General features: G+C 67.6%; 8 protein-coding genes. All 8 read right to left on the reverse strand.

Annotated elements, in window-relative coordinates; translation table 11 throughout:
* Window positions 1-12: 12 nt before the first annotated feature.
* Window positions 13-2,892, reverse strand: a complete 2,880-nt coding sequence (gene treY, locus U5768_RS10010) for a malto-oligosyltrehalose synthase (protein ID WP_322030225.1) — start codon at window positions 2,890-2,892, stop codon at window positions 13-15.
* Window positions 2,889-5,144 carry a 4-alpha-glucanotransferase gene (gene malQ / locus U5768_RS10015; RefSeq protein ID WP_322030226.1) on the reverse strand — a complete coding sequence of 752 codons (2,256 nt, stop codon included), beginning with the start codon at window positions 5,142-5,144 and terminating at the stop codon, window positions 2,889-2,891. The genes treY and malQ overlap by 4 nt, the downstream gene beginning before the upstream one ends.
* Window positions 5,141-7,060 carry a malto-oligosyltrehalose trehalohydrolase gene (gene treZ, locus U5768_RS10020; RefSeq protein WP_322030227.1) on the reverse strand — a complete coding sequence of 640 codons (1,920 nt, stop codon included), beginning with the start codon at window positions 7,058-7,060 and terminating at the stop codon, window positions 5,141-5,143. The genes malQ and treZ overlap by 4 nt, the downstream gene beginning before the upstream one ends.
* 21 nt (window positions 7,061-7,081) lie before the next feature.
* Window positions 7,082-9,319 carry a glycogen debranching protein GlgX gene (gene glgX, locus U5768_RS10025; RefSeq protein ID WP_322030228.1) on the reverse strand — a complete coding sequence of 746 codons (2,238 nt, stop codon included), beginning with the start codon at window positions 9,317-9,319 and terminating at the stop codon, window positions 7,082-7,084.
* Between the two features lie 73 nt (window positions 9,320-9,392).
* Complete coding sequence (glgB, locus tag U5768_RS10030) at window positions 9,393-11,609, reverse strand: 1,4-alpha-glucan branching protein GlgB (protein WP_322030229.1); 2,217 nt, start codon at window positions 11,607-11,609, stop codon at window positions 9,393-9,395.
* Window positions 11,602-15,054, reverse strand: coding sequence for a maltose alpha-D-glucosyltransferase (treS, locus tag U5768_RS10035; RefSeq protein WP_322030230.1), 3,453 nt, complete (start codon window positions 15,052-15,054; stop codon window positions 11,602-11,604). Before treS ends, glgB begins: the two co-directional genes overlap by 8 nt.
* Window positions 15,051-18,563, reverse strand: a complete 3,513-nt coding sequence (locus tag U5768_RS10040; RefSeq protein WP_322030231.1) for a maltotransferase domain-containing protein — start codon at window positions 18,561-18,563, stop codon at window positions 15,051-15,053. Before U5768_RS10040 ends, treS begins: the two co-directional genes overlap by 4 nt.
* 355 nt (window positions 18,564-18,918) lie before the next feature.
* Window positions 18,919-19,575, reverse strand: a complete 657-nt coding sequence (locus tag U5768_RS10045) for a DUF1345 domain-containing protein (protein ID WP_322030232.1) — start codon at window positions 19,573-19,575, stop codon at window positions 18,919-18,921.
* Window positions 19,576-19,603 lie beyond the last annotated feature (28 nt).

Genomic DNA, 19,603 nt, shown 5'->3' on the forward strand with positions numbered 1-19,603 from the left:
CCCGAGCGCCGCCTAGCTGCGCGCGACGCTCGAGAGCACGGCCACCGGCATGGCGCTCAACACATCGCGCAGCGCGAGCGCGCCGCCCTGGTGCGCCGTGTGCGTGGCGTCGCTGAGCCAGTCGTGCAGCGTGGCCTGCGCGCAGCCCCTGGGCAACTCGACCTTCGTATCTTCCCAGCGTTCTGGGGCGACGAGCGGCGTGTCGCCTTCCAGCAACCCCGCCGCGAGGCGCGTGCCGATCACGATGGCCCACGCATTGCCGTGATGGCGCGCGAACGCGATCACACGCCCGGCCTGCGCGCCGCTCACCGTGAGCGGCAGATACTCGCCTTCGCGCAGGAGTTCCGGCATCTTCGCGCGCAACGCGAGCAGGCGGTGCACCGTGGCCAGCTTCACGTGGGCGTTGCGCCACGTGGCCAGCTTCGCGGCGGGCGCCTGGTCGTCGAGCGCGGCCGCGCGGGCGGCGTAATCGACAGGCTGCCGGTTGTCCGGATCGACGAGGCTGAAATCCCATAGTTCGGTGCCCTGATAAAGATCGGGCACGCCCGGCGAGGTGAGCCGCAGCACCGTTTGCAGCAGCGTATTGAGCGCGCCTGCGGGCGCGATGCGCGCGACGAATCCGGCAAGCGCCTCCAGGAAGCCGTCGCGCCGCTGCGGTGCGAGAATATCGAAGAGAAATGCCTGGCACTCCGATTCATAGGTTTCGTCGGGCGAGAGCCAGTTCGTGCGCAGCTTCGCTTCGCGCACGGCCTTGAGCAGCCACTTCGACACGCGCTCCGCCAGCGCGTGCACGCCGGCTTCGTCGCCGGGGTCCAGTTCGGGCGGCCAGCAGCCTGCCAGCGTCTGATAGAGCATCGCCTCGGTGGCAGGCCCAGGCGACCAGGCCGCCCCGTCGTTACGTCGATGCGTCTGGTTCAGTGCCGACCAGGCGCGCAGCGTGTTGCTCCAGTCGCCCGCGATCTCGCTTAGCACGGCGAGCCTTGCGCGCACGTCCTCGCCGCGCTTGTGGTCGTGCGTGGCCGTGGCGAGCAGCCCATACGGATGACGCTGGCGCAACCGGTTCGCGGCATGGAAGTCGGCCAGCGTGCGCGCGAAATCGTCGGGGTCCGCGCCCACCTCGTTACGCGAGAGCAGGCGCCCGTAGCGATAGAGCGCGGTGTCCTCCGTGGCCTTCGCCGCGAGCGGGGCGGTGAGTTGCGAGAACAGCGCGAGCGCCGTGCGTTGCGCAATCAGCGCGTGGCTGAGCGGCGCATTCGGCTGAGTGCTTGCGGCACCGCCGCCCGCGCCTGTATTCGCGCCGGCGGGCGTCGCGCGTGCAGCCTTGCCGCTGTGGCCCGCGCTTGCGCCGCCATTGACGTTGTTCGCGACCGGTTCGGGGGCGCGGCCGCCTAGCCAGCCGTCGACGAGATCGAGCGCCGCGAGGCTCGCGCGCGGCAGTGCGCGTCGCGCGGCGTCGAGCGCGACGTCGAAATAGCGGTTGTCGAGCGCGCTGCGCAAACCGTTCACCGGGTAAATGCGGTAGATCGGGAAGTACATGGCCAGATGCGCCGCCACGCGATGCACCGATGCATACGTGGTGTCGCGCGTACCGGGAAGCTCGCGGGCGATGCGGTGCAGCGTGCGCGTCACATGGTCGAGTTCCGCGGGGAGATAGGCGGCCAGCATTTCGCGGCGCGCTTCGAGCGCGTAGTCGGCGAACGGCCGGCCGTCGCCGGAAATGTCGGTCCACGCCTCGGCAAGCGGCGCGGCGCCCGCGGGATCGTGCAGGAACGCGCCCACGTCGTTCATGAAGTCGTAGCCGGTCGTGCCTTGCACCGGCCAGTCGTCGCGCAGCGTTTCGCCTTGCGCGAGGATCTTCTCCACGACGATGAAGGGCGGCGTGGCGCGCAGCGCGGCGAGCCGTTGCCGCAGGCGTTCGCAGTACTCGCGCGGGTCCGCGAGTCCGTCGATATGGTCGATGCGCAGGCCGTCGATCACACCGTCGGCGTAGAGGCGGAACACGAGCTTGTGCACGGCTTCGAACACGTCGTGACGCTCCACGCGCACGCCGGCGAGCGTGGTGATGTCGAAGAAGCGCCGCCAGTTGATCTCGTCGGTGGCGGTGCGCCACCAGGCAAGCCGGAAGTGCTGGCGCTCCAGCAGGCGGTGCAGCCGCTCGCGCGGCACCGGGTCGGCGCTTGTGTAGGATTCCAGAACGAAATCGATGGGGTCCGTGCCGGCGCGCTCGACGAACGCGCGCAGCGCGTCGCGCCCGGCGGCGGCGCGCGCCTGATCGTCGGGCTGGGTCGTGAGGCCCTGGAACGGCCCCGCGAGCATGTTGAGATCGGCGCGGTTCGCGGATTGCAGCAGCGTTGCGTAATCGGTCGGGCAGATCGGGCACACGTGCGGCCCGTACTGCACGTAAAAGCGCGCGGCGGCGGGATCGAACTTCAGCTCGATGCGGCCGGCCGCGAGTTCCTCGCCATACTGCGCGCCGAGAAACGGCATCAGCACCTTGCCGCGCAGGGCCGGGTCGGGCGAATGCCAGTCCACGTCGAAGTGGCGCGCGTATGCGCTGTGGCGCCCCCATTCGAGGATGTCCAGCCACCAGGCGTTGTGGCCGCCGCCCACGCCCATATGGTTCGGCACGAAGTCGGCGACGATGCCCATGCCGCGCTCGTGCACCTTGGCGGCCAGACGGCGCAGCGCGCCTTCGCCGCCGAGTTCCGCGCTCACCGCGCCGTAGTCGACGGTGTCGTAGCCGTGCATCGAGCCGGGCTGCGCGGTCGTGACCGGAGAAAGATAGAGATGGCTCACGCCGAGCGCGGCGAAGTAGTCGAGTTGCGCGAGCGCGTCGTCGAATGTGAAGCCGTGATGGAGTTGCAGGCGCAGCGTCGCGCGAGGGTGTGTCATGGCGTCGGCTTCTTTGCGGGCGCGTGTCGCGCTCCGCTGGCGGTTGGGTTGGCGTCGTCGGGATTTGCGTGGGCAGCTTCGCCGGCGCCTGGTTCGGCCTGCGTGCGCGCGACGGCCTCGCGGGCGCGCACGACAGCTTCGATGCGCGCGGTAACGGCCGCGTCGGTGAACAACGACTCGACGGGCAGCGGCAGACGGCGGCGCCAGTTCGGATGCTCGTCGATCGAGCCGGGCAGATTCGGCTGATCGGACAACGCGAGCAGGTCTTCGAGCGGGCAGGTGACGAGCGGGCTCCTCGTCGCCGCGACATAGGCGAGCGCCGCGTTCACGGGCGGATCGTCGGGCGGCGGCGGATCGGTGTCGCGCGGCGCGAGCCCGCTTTGCTGGAGCGCATGCCAGAGCGCGATGCGGTCCGTCGCGCGCTGCGCATGGTCGAGCGCGACGGGGTCTTGCCCGTCGGCGCGCGGCAGCGTCTGGCCGATGCGATCGCGCCAGTCGATATCCGCGCCGCTCCACCAGCCCGCGACGGTCGGCAGATCGTGCGTGGTGGTGGTCGCGACGCCGTGCGGGTCCCAGCGCGCGGGCGCGAGAAAGCCCTTGCCATCCTGCTCGAACCACAGCACGCGAATGCCGTACAGGCCGTGCGAGGCGAGCCGCTCGCGCAGCCCCGGCGGCACGGTGCCGAGGTCTTCGCCGATCACGATCGCGCGATGCCGCCACGATTCGAGCGCGATGAGCCGCACGAGGTCGTCGAACGGATAGCGCAGATATGCGCCGTGCCGCGCGCTTTCGCCTTCGGGCACGAGCCAGAGCCGCCTCAGGCCCAGGATATGGTCGATGCGCACGCCGCCCGCGTGCGTGAACGCCGCGCGCAGCATGTCGATGAATGCGCGAAAGCCGTTGTTGTGCATCGCGCGCGGCGAGAACGTGGTGAGTCCCCAGCTTTGTCCGGCCTGATTGAAGATGTCGGGCGGCGCCCCCACCGAAACGCGCTGCAGCATGTCCTGCGGCAGCGACCACGCGTGCGAGCCGCCGCCGTCGCAGCCCACGGCGAGATCGGCGACGAGGCCGATCGACATGCCGGCCTCGCGCGCGCTGCGCTGCGCGCCCGAAAGCCCATCGGCCGCGAGCCATTGCAGGAAGCAGTGAAAGTCCACTTCGCGCCGATGCTCCTGCGCAAAAGTCGCCACGTCGGCGCTGCGCGGGTCGCGCAGCGGTTCGGGCCAGTCGCGCCAGTGGCGCTCGCCGCCGGGGCCGCGCAGCATGGCTTCCTGAAGCGCCTCGAAACGCGCGTGGTCTTCGAGCGCCTCGCCGCCCTGCGCGCAAAACGCAGCAAAGGCGGCGGCGCGCGGCGAGCCGCTCGCGCGCTCTTCCGTATCGAAGCGTTCGAACAGCGCGCGCAGCACCTTGAGCTTGAGCGGCAACGCACGCTGCCAGTCCACGAGCGGCGCGGCTTCGAGTTCGCGCCAGGCGTCGGCCGCCTTCGCAGCCACGCTCGCGTCATGCGCGGCCTTGGCGCCGAATACGGCGGCGGGATCGATATGCGCGACATTGACCCACAGGCGCGACGAAGGCGAATACGGACTGACGTGTCCCGGCTCCGCGCTGAACATCGCATGGGTCGGACTGACGGCGAGCGCTTGCGCGCCGCGCCGCGCGCTTTCGGCCGCGAGCGTGGCGAGCGCGGTGTAGTCGCCGATGCCGCCGTCGCCATTGCGTCGGAGTCCATACAATTGCGCGGCGAGTCCCCATAGCGGCGGCACCGCGCCGCTCTCGCCATGACGCGCGCGCCAGGCGTCGGCGACGGTATGGCAATGCGGCGGCGCGACCGCAATCGTCAAGCGATGGTCGTTGACGGTGAGCGTGTGATAGCCCGGTTCCGCGAGCGGCGCGAGCAGCGCGCTCTCGCCTCGCGGCGAGGTGAAACGGCCTTCGATATGCTCGCCGCTTTCCAGGTCGATCCGGTAGTGACTGCCGGCGCGCACGGCCGAAGGCGGCAGTTCGATGGCGCTGTCGTATTCGGCGGTGATGAGCGGCGGCAGACGCCGGGTGGACTGTTCGGCGTTCAGCGCAGAAGTGCTCTGGCGGATTTGCGTGGCGTTCGCGCACGGCAGGCCCGCGCATTCCAGCAGCGCGGCGAGCGTGCTGTCGGGCACGCGCTGCACGGCGCCGTGGGCGTCGGTCCATTCGACCTCGAAGCCCGCGCGGGCGGCGAGGGCGGCGAGCGTTTCGCTGCGGCGCGCAGTGCTCATGCGTACGGCTCCTCGCGATGCACGACGCGCGCGTCGTGTTCGCTCGAATACTCGGGCACGTTGCCGGTGAGCCACGCAATGCACGCGCTCTCGGGCAGCACGCCGTTGTCGGCCTGGTCGCGCGCGCGTGCCGGCGTTTCGAAGATCACCATGCCTTCGGGCCGCGGATCGAGCGGCACGCCGTCGCGGCCCAGGTTCAGCGCGATCGTGAGCGTTTCGCCATCGGCGAGCCGCCAGCGTGCGACGAGCGCGGCGAGGCCTTGCGCGGCGTCGTCGGCGAGCACGGTCGCGCCGAGCGCACGCGCGTGCCGCAGGCGCGGCATGAGCAAATGCGCCCGCACGCAGAGCGCCGATTTGTAGAAGTGCATCCATTCGAGCCGTTCGCCGTCGAGCGGCTCGTTGGCCGGCGGCGACGAATTCACGAAGGTCTGCAGATCGTTCGGGTCCGGAATGCGCGCGCGGCTCGCTTCGTCGTTGAATGCGCTGAACGACTTGAATTCGCGGCGGCGGCCTTCGCGCACGGCATCGGCGAGTTGGCCTGTGAACGCGGTGAAGAACTGGAACGGCTGCGTCGAGCCGTATTCCTCGTCCATGAAAAGCAGCGGAATTTGCGGCGAGAGCAGCAGCATGGCCGTGGCGGCGCGCAAGGCGTCGTCGTCGGCCAGCGCGCGCAGCCGGTCGCCGAGCGCGCGGTTGCCGATCTGGTCGTGGTTCTGCAAAAACACCACAAACGCGCTGGGCGGCAGGTGCGCGCTAGGTTCTCCGCGCGGCTTGCCGTCATGCACGGGCGATGGCTCGCCCTGATAGACGAAGCCTTCGCCGAGCGCGCGCGCGAGTTTGCCGATGGGGGAATCCGTGAAGGCGCGATAGTAGCCTTCCGATTCGCCGGTCAGCAGCACGTGGAAGCAGTGATGCACGTCGTCGTTCCACTGCGCGCTGAAGTGCGATTCGAGCAGGTTGGCTTCGTTGTGCTCGTTTTCGAGCACGAGATGGACATGCCGCCCGGGCTCCACGCGCGCCTTCACGTGGTCCGCGAGTTCGCGCAGCCAGCCCGGGTTGTTGATCGCATGCGCGGCGTCGATGCGCAGACCGTCGAAGCGATATTCCTTGAGCCAGTAGAGCGCGTTGTCGCAGTAGAAGTCGCGCACCTCGAAGCGGTCGAAGTCGAGCGCTTCGCCCCAAGGCGTATGCACGTCCGCGCGGAAAAACGGCTTGGCGTACTGGCCGATCCAGTTCCCGTCGGGGCCGAAGTGGTTGTACACCACGTCGATGAACATCTGCAGTCCCAGACCGTGTGCGGCGTCGACGAGCGCCTTCAGTTCTTCAGGACTGCCATAGGCTGCGTGCGGCGCATAAGGGAGCACGACGTCGTAGCCCCAGCCGCGCTCGCCGGGGTAGGTGTTGAGCGGCATGAGTTCGACTGCCGTCACGCCGAGCGCCGCGAGCGCGGGCAGGCGCTTCATGACGCCCTGGTAGCCGCCCAGCGCGCCCACGTGCAACTCGTAGAGCACGGTCTCTTCCCAGGGGCGTCCTTGCCAGAGCGTTTGCTGCCAGGCGTAGGCGCGCGGGTCGATCACTTCGCTCGGGCCGTGCACGCCTTGCGGCTGGAAGCGCGATGCGGGGTCGGGTACGCGTTGCTGGCCGTCGATGCAGTAGCGGTAGAGCGTGCCCGGCCCGCACGGCGCCTGCGCTTCGAACCAGCCGTTGCCGGTGGGCGTCATGTCGAGCGGCGGCGCATCGCGCACGTTCTCGAATACGACCTGCACCGTTTGACAGGAAGGCGCCCAGAAGCGAAAGCGCGTATGCGGCTGCGTGTGCGACGCGCCGATCAACTGCGCGCCGAACGGCAGGCAATGCATGTACTGGCGGACGTGCGGATCATGCGAATCGTGCGTATCGTGCGAAAGCGGGGACATGGTGGATTCCTGGTTGCGTCCTTACCTGTACCTATCTTCTACCTGGCGTTGCTCGCCAGCGTCGTCGTGGCCCGCGCCCGGCTCGGGCGTGTCCGGCGTGCGGCGCGGGTCGGGCGTCGGCGTGTCGTCGCGCGTGCCGTGCTTGCGGTGCGCCTCGGCGCGCGCCGGTCGGGCGCGGAGCACGGCAAGCGCGCGGGCAGCCAGCTCGTACGTCGTATCGGGCAGCGCGTAGGGCGCCGCATCGGGACGCGCGGTATCGAGCAGCACCTCCCATGCCATGCGCGGCGCGGGCGCGACGAAAGTCACCGCGCCCTGCGAGGCGTTCAGCATCATCAACAATACTTCCATTTGGCCGTGGAGTCCCGCTCCCGCGCGACGCATCGTGAACGCGCACGCCTGCGGGTCGTGCCAGGCCTCGGGCGAGAGCGATTCGCCGCGTTCGTCGAACCAGTCGATGTCGTGCACGCCGGGCATCAGCTCGCGCTCGCCGAACAAGAAGCGCGTTTCGCGCAGCAGCGGATGGTCGCGGCGCAGCGCGATCACGCGGGCGGCGAACCGCGTCATGGCCTTGCCCTGAGGCGTTTCGGCGAGCGCCCAGTCGAACCATGAAATATCGTTGTCCTGGCAGTACGCGTTGTTGTTGCCGCGCTGCGTGCGGCAGGCCTCGTCGCCCGCGAGCAGCATGGGCGTGCCGAGCGCGATGAAGAGCGTGGCCATCATCGAGCGCGCCACGCGCGCACGCGTGGCGAGGATGGCGGGGTCGTCGGTGGGACCTTCCACGCCCCAGTTCGCGCTCCAGTTTTCGTTGTGGCCGTCGCGGTTCTCCTCGCCGTTGGCCTCGTTGTGCTTGCGCTCGTACGAAACGAGGTCGGCCAGCGTGAATCCGTCGTGCGAAGTGACGAAATTGATCGACGCCCAAGGCCGGCGTTTGCGCTTGTCGAACAGATCGGCGCTGCCCGTGAGGCGCGCGGCGAGGTCGGCGCGCTGGCCCGGCGCGCCGCGCCAGTAGCGCCGCACGCTGTCGCGAAAGCGGTCGTTCCACTCGGAAAAGCCGGGCGGATGATTGCCTAGCTGATAGCCGCCGGGACCTACGTCCCACGGCTCGGAAATCAGTTTGCATTGCGAAAGGACGGGGTCCTGCCGCAGCACGTCGAAGAAACCGCCGTTCGGGTCGAAGCCCGCGGGCTCGCGCCCGAGCGTGACGCCGAGATCGAAGCGAAAGCCGTCGATACCGTATGACGTAACCCAGTGGCGCAGCGAGTCGGCGACCATCTGCAGCACGCGCGGATGCGAAAAGTCGAGCGTGTTGCCGCAGCCCGTGTCGTTGATGAAGTGGCGCTCGTCGCCGGGCACGCAGCGGTAATAGCTGGCATTGTCGAGGCCGCGCCATGAGACGGTGGGACCCATTTCGCCGCTTTCGCAAGTGTGGTTGTAGACCACGTCGAGAATGACCTCGATTCCCGCCGCATGAAACTGGCGCACGGCAATGCGCATTTCGTCGGTGTCGTAGCCCACCAGGTAGCCGGGCTCGGGCGCGAAGAACGCGGCCGCGTTGTAGCCCCAGTAGTTGCGCAGTCCACGATCGATCAGAAAGCGTTCGGAGAGAAACGCATGCACGGGCAGGATTTCGATGGCGGTCACGCCGAGCTTGTGCAGATGCTCGATGAAACGCGGCGCGGCGAGCCCGGCAAACGTGCCCCGCATGTGCGTGCGCAAATCGTGCCGCTGCATCGACAGCCCGCGCAGATGCGCCTCGTAAATCACGGTGTCGCCCCAGGGCGTATTGGGCCGCCGGTCGTGCGACCAGTCGAAGTTGTCGTTGACCACGACGCATTTAGGCATGGCGGGCGCGGAGTCGCGCCGGTCGATCGAGAGGTCCACGCGGTTCGAATGCGCGCGATAGCCATAGAGCGTGTCCGACCAGCGAAACTGGCCGATGAGCTGTTTCGCGTAAGGGTCCAGCAGCAGCTTGTGCGGATTGAAGCGATGCCCCAGATGCGGCTGATACGGCCCATGCGCGCGCAGCCCGTACACCGTGCCCGGATGCGCGCCCGGCAGATAGCCGTGCCATATTTCGTCGGTGCACTCGGGCAGCGTGTAGCGAATGCGTTCCTTGCGGCCGGTGGGATCGAAGAGGCACAGCTCGATGCGCCAGGCGTGGGACGAGAACACGGCGAAGTTCGTGCCCAGGCCGTCCCACGTCGCGCCGAGCGGCCACGGGGAGCCCGGCAACAGGCGATCAGGCGGCCCGTTTGCCATGGCGATGCTCCCTGTGTTGTTCTTCGATTTGCATCGGATTCCTGATCAAATCCCGCCGCCGCACCGTCTCTCGCTATCGGCGCAGACGCAGAATCAGCGTGCCGAGCGGCGGCACGACGAGCGCGGCCGATTGCGCCTTGCCGTGGCTCGCCACGTTCTCCGTGTGGACGACACCCCCGTTGCCCATGTTCGAGCCGCCGTAGACTTCGGCGTCGGTGTTGAGCGCTTCTTCCCATTGTCCCGGCTGTGGCAAGCCGATACGGTAGCCGTGGCGCGGCAGCGGCGTGAAGTTGCAGATCACCACGATCTCGCGGCCCGAGCCGTCCACGCGGCGCCACGCGAGCACGCTGTTTTCGTTGTCGTCGGAAACCAGCCACTCGAAGCCGCCGGGTTCCGAGTCGAGCGCGTAGAGCGCGGGCTCGCTCGCATAGAGGCGGTTGAGGTCGCGCACGAGCGTTTGCACGCCGCGGTGCAGCGGGTCGTCGAGCAGATTCCAGTGCGGCGTGCCGTCGTGATCGAATTCGGCCATCTGCCCGAATTCGCCGCCCATGAAAAGCAGCTTCTTGCCGGGATGCGCCCACATGAAGCCGAAATACGCGCGAAGGTTGGCGAACTTCTGCCAGCGGTCGCCCGGCATCTTGCCGAGCAGCGACCCTTTGCCGTGCACGACTTCATCGTGCGAAAGCGGCAGCACGAAGCGCTCCGACCACGCGTAGACCATCGCGAACGTCATCAGGTGATGGTGATAGCGGCGATAAACGGGGTCCTCGTGCATGTAGTGCAGCGTGTCGTGCATCCAGCCCATGTTCCACTTGAACTGGAAGCCGAGGCCGCCGTCTTCCGGGCGGGCCGTGACGCCCGGCCAAGCTGTGGATTCCTCAGCAATGGTGATGACGCCCGGGCGTTGCGGAACGTACTGCGTTTCATGGTTGAGGCGCTTCAAAAACGCAATGGATTCGAGGTTTTCGCGGCCGCCGTAAATGTTGGGCACCCATTCGCCTTGCGCGCGCGAATAGTCGCGGTACAGCATGGAGGCCACCGCGTCCACGCGCAACCCGTCCACGTGATAGCGCATGAGCCACGCGAGTCCCGACGCAATGAGGAACGCGCTCACCTCGCGGCGTCCCAGGTTGTAGATCATCGTGTTCCAGTCGGGGTGATAGCCCTCGCGCGGGTCGGCGTGCTCATAGAGCGGCGTGCCGTCGAAGTCGATCAGCCCGTGCGCGTCGTTCGGAAAGTGCGCGGGCACCCAGTCGAGAATCACGCCGAGTCCGGCTTCGTGCGCGCGATCGACGAACGCCGCGAAGTCCGCGGGCGGCCCAAGACGCGCGGTGGGCGCGAACTGCGCCAGCGGCTGATAGCCCCACGATCCGCCGAACGGATGTTCCGCCACGGGCAGCAGTTCGATATGCGTGAAGCCCATGCCCTGCGCGTAGGGAATCAGACGATCGGCGAGCGCGGCCCAGTCGGGCGCGGGGGCGTCTGCGCCTTGCGTGGGCAGCCACGAAGGCGCATGCACCTCGTAGATCGACATGGCCGCGCGGGCGTTTTGCCGTTCCGCCCGCGTTTGCAGCCATTCCTGATCGCGCCACGGGTAGTGGTCGATCGCTTCCAGGGGCGCGACGATCGACGCGGTGCCCGGCGGACATTCTGTCTGCAGTGCGCAGGGATCGGCCTTGAGCGGCAGGACCACGCCGCGCGCGCCAAGTATCTCGAACTTGTAGCGCGCGCCGGGCGCCACACGCGGGACGAAAAGCTCCCAGACGCCGGCTTCGTGGCGCAGCCGCATGGGGTGACGCCGCCCGTCCCACGCGTTGAAGTCGCCTACCACGGAAACGCGCTTCGCATTCGGCGCCCAGACGGCAAAGCGCACGCCGGGCACGCCGTCGCACGTCATCGGCCGCGCGCCGAGGCATTCGAGCACCGCGTAGGGATCGCCGTCGGCGAGACGCATGAGCGCTTCGTGCGAGAGCTGCGGACCGAATGAATAGGTGTCCTCGATTTCCTGGCTCACGCCATGCCAGTCGACCACGAGGCGGTAGGGCACGGCTTCCGCCAGCGGGCCTGCGTAGAGTCCCGCCGGGTGTACGAGCGTGAGTTCGCCGAGCGTGTGGGCGCGGTCGCGCGCCACCACGCTCGCGCCCGAGGCGTTCGGCAGCCAGGCGCGCACATAGGGCGCGCCGTCCACCCAGTGCAGCCCGAGCACGGCGAAAGGATCGGAGTGCCAGGCTCCGGCGAGCGCGTCGGCATCGAGCGGACTTAGCCCGGCTTGGGGCACGCGATCAACCATGGCCACCTCCGCCGGAGTGCGATTGTGTGGACTGCGTGGAAGTGAGCCCGAGCACGCGTGCGGTCAGCGCGGCGAGTCCGCGTACCGGCAGTGCGAGCCAGGCAGGGCGGTTCGCCGCTTCGTAGCGGATCTCGTAGGCCGCCTTCTCGATCAGGAACAGGTCGAGCAGCGCCTGCTCCTGTGAAGCGCTCACGAGCGTGAGCGGTCCTTCGGCGACGGCCGCGCGATACTGGCTCAGGAACGCTTCGGCGGCGTAGCCCCGGAAGCGCTCGAAGAGGGCGCGCTTGCGATCGACGACTTGCTGCGGCGCGTTTTCGAGTGTCGATTGCGCGGCGGCGCCCGCATACGAAAGCGAGCGCAGGAGGCCCGCCACGTCGCGCAGCGGCGAGGCCTTCGCGCGCCGGTATTCGAGCGCGCGAGCGGGCTCGCCCTCGAAGTCGATCAGATACGCGTCGCCCTGCGAAATCAGGACCTGGCCCAGGTGGAAGTCGCCGTGTATGCGGATGCGCGCGGCCTTCGTGTCGTGCGGCACGAGTTCGTCGAGCTTCGCGAGCAATGCCTCGCGGCGATCGATGATGCTGCGTGCGAGATCGCGTGCGTCTGCGTCGAGCGTTTGCTCGTCCTCGCCGGTATGCTGCGCAACGATGTCGAGCGCTTCGTTGAGCATGGTCTTCGCGTCGGCGATCCATGCGCGCACGTCGTCGGGCGTGGCGGCCACGGGCGAGAAGGCTTCGTCGTCGCTGGGCCGCGAAAGCATGGCGTGCAACTCGCCCAGGCGCTTGCCGATCGCGCCGATCACCGTGCAGTAGCCCTGCACGGCTTCTTCTTCGTGCGCCTGGTCGATGCTCGTGTCGTCGTCCATCGCGAGCGCGAGTTCGTCGACCGTGCGGCGCAGATAGTCGAGCGCCCAGTCCCACGCATTGCCCTGGTTGTCGATGAAACCTTGCACGATGATGAGCGTGTGAGGCACGCCCGCGGGGTCCACGCGGACCACTTCGCCATAGAGCGGCGCGGTGTTCGCGTAGCCGAGTTTCGTGAGGTAGCGGCTCATTTCCGCTTCGGGGTGTACGCCCGCCATCAACCGGCGAACGATCTTGAGCACGAGCGTTTCGGCGATCACAAGCGAGCTGTTGCTTTGCTCGGCGGCGAGCCAGCGCACTTCCGGCGTCTCGCCGAGGTTCAGTTCGTCGATGCGGTCCGTCGGCTCGAAGCGGATGGTGCTCTGCTGCACGGTAGGCACCGCGGCGCGCTCGCGCAGCTTGCGCAGCACGCCGTAGGCGAACCACGGCAGCGAGAACGCATCCGTGAGGTAACCCACCGTGCGTCCGCGCCGCACGCGCGACAGCGCGAGCTGGATGTGCAGCGGCGTGGTGATTTCGGTGCCCCAGGTGATGGCGATTGGGAGTACGTAGCGTTCGCTCGTGCCATCCGCGAGTTCGGCCTCGATTTCGGTGAATGCGAAGCCCGCGCCGTGGATCGTCGTGAGCGCCGCGAGGCGAACCGAACGCAGCCCCTTGTCCTTCGAGGCGAACCAGCGGCGCCGCGAGAGCCACGAAGGCAGCACTTCCGATTCGAGCAGGCGCACGTTTTCAGGCGTCGCGCCCTGCTGTCCTTCGCGCAGCACCACGGTCACGAACTCGGGCAATTGTTCGGAGATAGGCTGGCTCCATGATGGCCGCTGATTGCCTGCGCTCAGCAGGAACCACAGGAAACCGTAGGGCGGGAAGGTCAAGAGATAAGGCAACTGCCCGATGGCGGGGAACACGGAGTCGGCCGTCATTTCCACCGGGGACATGCCCGCGAATTCGGAGAGGTCGAGTTCCACCGCCTGCGGCGCGCGCGACAGATTCGCCACGCACAAGATCGGCGCTTCGCCGGGCATTTCGCGCAGGTACGCGAGGATCTTGCGGTTCGCCGGGCGCAGGAAGCGGATCGTGCCGCGCCCGAACGCCTGCTTCGCGCGGCGCGTGGCGAGCATGCGGCGCGTCCAGTTGAGCAGCGAATGCGGATCGCGGCTTTGCGCTTCGACGTTGATGGCGTCGTAGCCGTAGAGCGAGCCCATGAGCGGCGGCAGCACGAGCTGTTCGGGGTCGGCGCGCGAGAAGCCGCCGTTGCGGTCCGACGACCACTGCATCGGCGTACGCACGCCGTCGCGGTCGCCCAGGTGAATGTTGTCGCCCATGCCGAGTTCGTCGCCGTAATAGATCACGGGCGTGCCGGGCATGGAGAGCAGCAGCGAGTTGATGAGTTCGATGCGGCGGCGGTCGCGCTCCATGAGCGGCGCGAGTCGCCGGCGAATGCCGAGGTTCAGGCGTGCGCGCCGGTCGCTCGCATAGGTGTTCCAGAGATAATCGCGCTCGGAGTCGGTGACCATTTCGAGCGTGAGTTCGTCGTGATTGCGCAGGAAGATCGCCCACTGGCACGTCGGCAGCAGGTCAGGCGTCTGCTTCATGATGTCGAGAATCGGGAAGCGGTCCTCGCTTGCAATCGCCATGTAGAGGCGCGGCATCAGCGGGAAGTGGAACGCCATGTGGCATTCGTCTTCGTTGCCGAAGTACTCCTGCACATCTTCGGGCCACTGGTTCGCTTCGGCCAGCAGCATGCGGTTCGGGTAGTTCTCGTCGATGGCCGCGCGGATGCGCTTGAGAATGTTGTGCGTTTCGGGCAGGTTCTCGTTGTTCGTGCCTTCGCGTTCCACGAGGTAAGGCACCGCGTCGAGGCGCAGCCCGTCGATGCCCATGTCGAGCCAGAAGCGCATGACCTGCAGCACTTCGCGCAGCACGGACGGATTGTCGAAGTTCAGATCGGGTTGATGCGAATAGAAGCGGTGCCAGTAGTACGCGCCCGCCACGGGGTCGTGCGTCCAGTTAGACGGCTCCGAGTCGATGAAGATGATGCGCGTGCCCTGGTACTTCTGGTCCGTATCGGACCACACGTAGTAGTTGCGATGATTCGAGCCGGGCTTCGCGCGCCGCGCGCGCTGGAACCACGGGTGCTGGTCCGACGTATGGTTGATGACCAGCTCGGTGATCACGCGGATGCCGCGCGCATGCGCTTCCTGAATGAAGCGGCGCACGTCGGCGAGCTGGCCGTAGTCGGGGTGCACATTGCGATAGTCGGCGATGTCGTAGCCGTCGTCGCGGCGCGGCGAGGGATAGAACGGCAGCAGCCAGATCGCTGTCACGCCCAGGCCCGCGATGTAGTCCAGCTTGGCGAGCAGACCCGGAAAATCGCCCACGCCATCGTTGTTCGAATCGAAGAACGATTTCACGTGCACCTGGTAGATGATCGCGTCCTTGTACCAGAGCGGATCGTCGGAAAGCACAGACGGCTTGCCGCGCCGTTGCGTGCGTTCCTCGTGGTGCGGGTCGTGTGCGGTCGAGTCTCGCGTGACGGTCTGGACGTGGGTTGCCACAGGCTCGTGCGTAGCGGGGTCGCGTTTCATGTCGCTCCTCCGGGCGGGAAGTCGGCGTCGAGTTCGGGATGGCCTGCGATGTGTCCATCGCGCTCATCGGCGTACTCGTCGTATTCGGGCGGCGGCTCTTCGCGAGGCAAGCCGTTCGCGGGTTCGATGCGCCAGATCGCAAACGGACGCGCGTGCGGATCGAGCCGCACGTGTTGCCAGCGCCCGCGCCACTCGAAGCGCTCGCCCGTCATTTCGTCGACGACATTGAGCGCGGCGTGATCGTCGAGGTGCCAGCGCTGGAACGTCGCCCACGAGAGTTCGAAGTCGGCGCCCTGTTCGTTGAAGGCGTCGAGATTGATGGCCACGACGATCACGTTATCGCGCGCGGGCGTGGCCTTTTCGAAGCACAACAGAGAGTCGTTGTGCGCGTCGAGAAATGTAATGCCGAGATGCGAGTGCAGCGCGGGATTGGCGCGGCGGATCCGGTTGAGCGTGGCGATTTCCGCGACGATGTTGCCCGGACGATTCCAGTCCCACGCGCGTAGCTGATATTTTTCGGAGTCCAGATATTCTTCCGAATTTGGCATGGCGCGCCCTTCGCACAGCTCGAAGCCGCAATACACGCCCCATAGCCCCGAAAGCGTCGAGGCCAGCGCCGCGCGGATCAGGAAGCTCGAACGTGCGCCGGTCTGCAAATGGCGCGGATTGATGTCCGGCGTATTGACGAAGAAGTTCGGCCGATAGAAGTCGCGCACTTCGGTTTGCGTGAGTTCCGTGAGGTACTCGGTGAATTCGCGCTTCGATTCGCGCCATGTGAAGTACGTGTACGACTGCGAGAAGCCGAGCTTGGCGAGCCGGTACATGAGGCGCGGCCGCGTGAAGGCCTCGGAGAGGAAGATCACGTCGGGATGGCGCGCGCGCACGTCGGCGATCATCCATTCCCAGAACGGCAGCGGCTTGGTGTGCGGGTTGTCCACGCGGAAAATGCGCACGCCCGTGTCTGCCCAGAACAGGATCGCGTCGCGCAGGGCGAGCCACAAGTCGGGCTTGGAGTCGTGCGCGTAAAACTCGGGGTTCACGATGTCCTGATACTTCTTCGGCGGGTTTTCGGCGTAACGCAGCGTGCCGTCGGGCCGCCACGCGAACCACGTGGGATGCGCCTTCAGCCACGGGTGATCCGGCGAACATTGAATCGCGAAATCGAGCGCGATTTCGAGGCCGTTTTCGCGCGCCGCGGCGAGCATGCGGCAGAAGTCTTCGAGCGTGCCCAGTTGCGGATGCACGGCGGTGTGGCCGCCTTCGGCCGCGCCGATCGCATAGGGGCTGCCCACGTCGCCGGGCTGCGCATTGAGCGTGTTGTTGCGCCCCTTACGGTTCGCGAGTCCGATCGGGTGAATGGGCGGAAAGTACAGCACGTCGAAGCCCATTTCGCGAATGCGCGGCATCTTCCCGATCACGTCGTCGAATGTGCCGTGACGCGATTCGTCGTCGCTCATCGAGCGCGGGAAGATCTCGTACCAGCTTGCGAAGCGCGCGGCGATGCGCTCCGCATCCACGCGACCCACGACCGTATCGCGCGACAGGAACGGGCGATGGCGCGCGGCGCGCACGGCCGCGGCCGTGGAGGGCGCGGCGATGATCGCGCAACGTGTTTCGGTGTCCGCACCAATGAAGCGCTTGACGATGGCGTCGAGCGTTTCGTTGGTGTGCTTCTGGCCGGCGTCGTCCGTGCCCGACGTTTCGGCCGTGGCGAGCACGAGCGCGAACAGGCGGCTCGCTTCCTCCAGCTCCAGATCGACGGGCTGGTTCGCCACGCGCTTCTTGTGCAGATGCTCGGCGAGCGAGGCGAAGTCGTCGCGCCAGGCGATCACGACGTACTCGTAGCGTCCCACGCGTTCGAGGGGAATGTGGCCCGTCCAGAGGTCGGTTCCGGCGGGCAGCACCGGCGACATCGGGGATTCGTGCCACGCGGTTTCGTCGGCGGCGCGCCAGAGCACGGCGGCGTCGATCTTGTCGTGGCCTTCGGCGAAAATCGCCGCGCGCACTTCGCAGCGTTCGCCCACGGTGCGCTTCGCGACGAAGCGTCCGTGATCGACCGAGGGCTGCGCGCTCTCGATGGCGATGCGCGGCGCGGCAATCGCTTCGAGCACGCTCTTGTGGCCGCTCGTCTGCGTCTTGCCGCGATCTTCGGGCGGCGCGAGCACCACGAGCGGACTCGCGAGGGCGCGGAACATCCAGCATGCGCCGGCGGGCAGCGTGAACGTGTCGGGAATCGCGCTCGCATCGCGCGCCGTGGGCCGGCGTGCGCCGCGCAGCGTTTGCGCATCGAGCGGCGCGAAGCGCGTGAAGCCGCCAGGCACGCCGTCGAGCAGCCGCGAGAGATCCACGCGCACAGGCGCGGCAAGCGCGGGGTTGATGAGCGTGAGCACGGCGTCGCCTGCGCTGCGCAGGTCCGCGCGATCGCCGCGCAAGAGCGCCGCGACGCTTGCGCCAGGGCCGTTGAGCGCGCGCAGTTCGCCGTTGGTTTGCAGCGTCCACGTTTCGCGTTGCAGCGCATTGGCGTGCGCGACGTCGGCGCTGAGATCGAAGGGTGCGCGCGCCTTCGCGGCTTCCCACGCGTGCGCGCTGTTGCCGCTATGCGAGATCGCTTCGTCCACGCCGTACTCGAAGCCCATCGGCATGAGCCAGCCGGTGCCGAGCGCAGCCGACGCGCGCAGCATGCGGCGATAGGCGCGCTCGACGGCGCGCGCATCCGCGGCGCCGTCCTGGTCGTGCGCGTAGCGCGTGCCGTAGGGTGCTTCGGGAAACGTGACTGGCGAGCCCACGCGGCGCAACGCGGCGTGCTCCTCGACCAGCCAGCTCGACTGGAAGTCCCACCAGCGCAGCGAGGAGAAGGCCGCGTCGAAGCCTGCACCTTCGAGGTGCGCGAGCGCTTCGCGCGGCAGGCCTGGCGTGGCGGCCAGCCAGCGCGTTTGCGGGTAGCGCGCGCGTACCGCATCGAAGATCGCGCGCAGCACGTGAGGCGGCGTGCGGTGCGGCGAGTCCACGCGAAAGCCGCCGATACCCGCTTCGACGAGCGCGATGGCGCGTTCGGTCCACCATGCGATGAGCGGCGCGCTCGCGCGCTCGAAATCCGCGTAGGCGACGTTGGCATCGCTGTGGCCGTGGCGTGGATCGAGGCGCGCCTCTTCGGGCTCGAAGGGATGGAACCATTCGGGATGCGCGGCGTAGAGCGCGCCGTCGGCGGCGCTGCGGTCGAGCACGAGATCCGCGAGCAGCGTGACGCCGCGCGATTGCGCGGCGAGTGCGAGTTCGCGCAAGGCGTCGTCGGCGGAAAGCTTGCTGCCGAAGGCCGCGTTCAGGCGCGTATGGTCGGCGACGATGCGGTCGTCGCCCGATGCACCCGAGGCGAACAGCGCACCGATCAGAACATGGTCGAAGCCAAGGGACGCCGCACGGCCGATATGTGCCGGCCACGCGTCGAGAGGTCCTGCAAGTACTGAATGGACGAAGTAGATCCGCGGCGCATAGGCGTGGGGAGGTTCCATCGGTCGTATTCCAGGTACGTCAGGCGAAGGGGATGCAAGACGGCGTTGGCCGTCATGCGATCGCGCCGCCCGGGGGCTTGCCGGAGCGTGCCGCGCTGCGCGTGTGGAGAGGCACCTGTTCAGAGTAGTGCAAGAGCAGGCGGGAACCAAACCACTTGCGCCGCGTGGCGACTTGGGGGGAAGGGGAGCAAGGCACATGCCCATGAGACATGCGGGCGCGCGCCGCCGCGCGCAGGCGTGCGTTCTCAAAGCCCAGGCGCGGGGTTGGGCGCGAGGTCAGGCGAAAGGCAGGAGCGGTGAGTGAAGAAACCGGCGGCGATTGCCGGTATCCGTTGCAGCGACGAATGAGAGCGTTTCAGCTACCGACCATGCTCGCGGCGATGTTCACGCACAGCCCTAGCACAGAAACGTTGAAGTAGAAGGACAAAATCGATTGCGCGAGTACACCGCGCCGTGCGTTGCGTCCGCGCAGGCCGATGTCGGCGGTTTGCGATGCACACGCGATGGTGAACGAGAAGTACAGAAAGTCCCAGTAGTTCGGCGTGAGCTTTTTGTCGGGAAATACGAGGGCGGGCTCGTTGGGATCGGAGCCGTAGTACACGCGTGCGTAGTGCAGCGTGAAGATGGTGGGAATGAGAAACCACGCCCCGATGAGCGTGAGCCCGGTAAGCAGCGAATGCAGCACCTTCGAAGCCGTGCCGAGGTCCTTCGTCGTGCCCAGTTCGAAGACGATGGCGACGATGCTCGCCACCGTCGCGGTGCAGATGAGAAACAGCACGGTGCCCGCGTTCTCGTCTTCGCGGCGCGCGTTCTCGCGCACGTTCTCTTCGTTTGCGAACCCCATGTGCAGCCAGATCAGCACGAGGTAGGTCCACACCGTGGCGTCCCAGCCGAGCAGAATCCGCGCCGAAGTGTGGATCGAGGCGGGGGCGAATGCGCCGAGCACGACGCCCACGGCGATGGCGACCATCATGTGCGGCCGGTTGCGCAGCACCTGCGGAATGAGATTCATGGCGTATGGCATGACGCACGAAGGGTGA

This window comes from Paraburkholderia sp. J76 (genome assembly GCF_905220295.1).
Lineage (GTDB): Bacteria > Pseudomonadota > Gammaproteobacteria > Burkholderiales > Burkholderiaceae > Paraburkholderia.

Excerpts from the sequence above, each read along its gene's own strand:
- treY (WP_322030225.1), bottom strand. The coding sequence starts at position 2,892 with ATGACACACCCTCGCGCGACGCTGCGCCTGCAACTCCATCACGGCTTC.
- malQ (WP_322030226.1), bottom strand. The coding sequence starts at position 5,144 with ATGAGCACTGCGCGCCGCAGCGAAACGCTCGCCGCCCTCGCCGCCCGC.
- treZ (WP_322030227.1), bottom strand. The coding sequence starts at position 7,060 with ATGTCCCCGCTTTCGCACGATACGCACGATTCGCATGATCCGCACGTC.
- glgX (WP_322030228.1), bottom strand. The coding sequence starts at position 9,319 with ATGGCAAACGGGCCGCCTGATCGCCTGTTGCCGGGCTCCCCGTGGCCG.
- glgB (WP_322030229.1), bottom strand. The coding sequence starts at position 11,609 with ATGGTTGATCGCGTGCCCCAAGCCGGGCTAAGTCCGCTCGATGCCGAC.
- treS (WP_322030230.1), bottom strand. The coding sequence starts at position 15,054 with ATGAAACGCGACCCCGCTACGCACGAGCCTGTGGCAACCCACGTCCAG.
- U5768_RS10040 (WP_322030231.1), bottom strand. The coding sequence starts at position 18,563 with ATGGAACCTCCCCACGCCTATGCGCCGCGGATCTACTTCGTCCATTCA.
- U5768_RS10045 (WP_322030232.1), bottom strand. The coding sequence starts at position 19,575 with ATGAATCTCATTCCGCAGGTGCTGCGCAACCGGCCGCACATGATGGTC.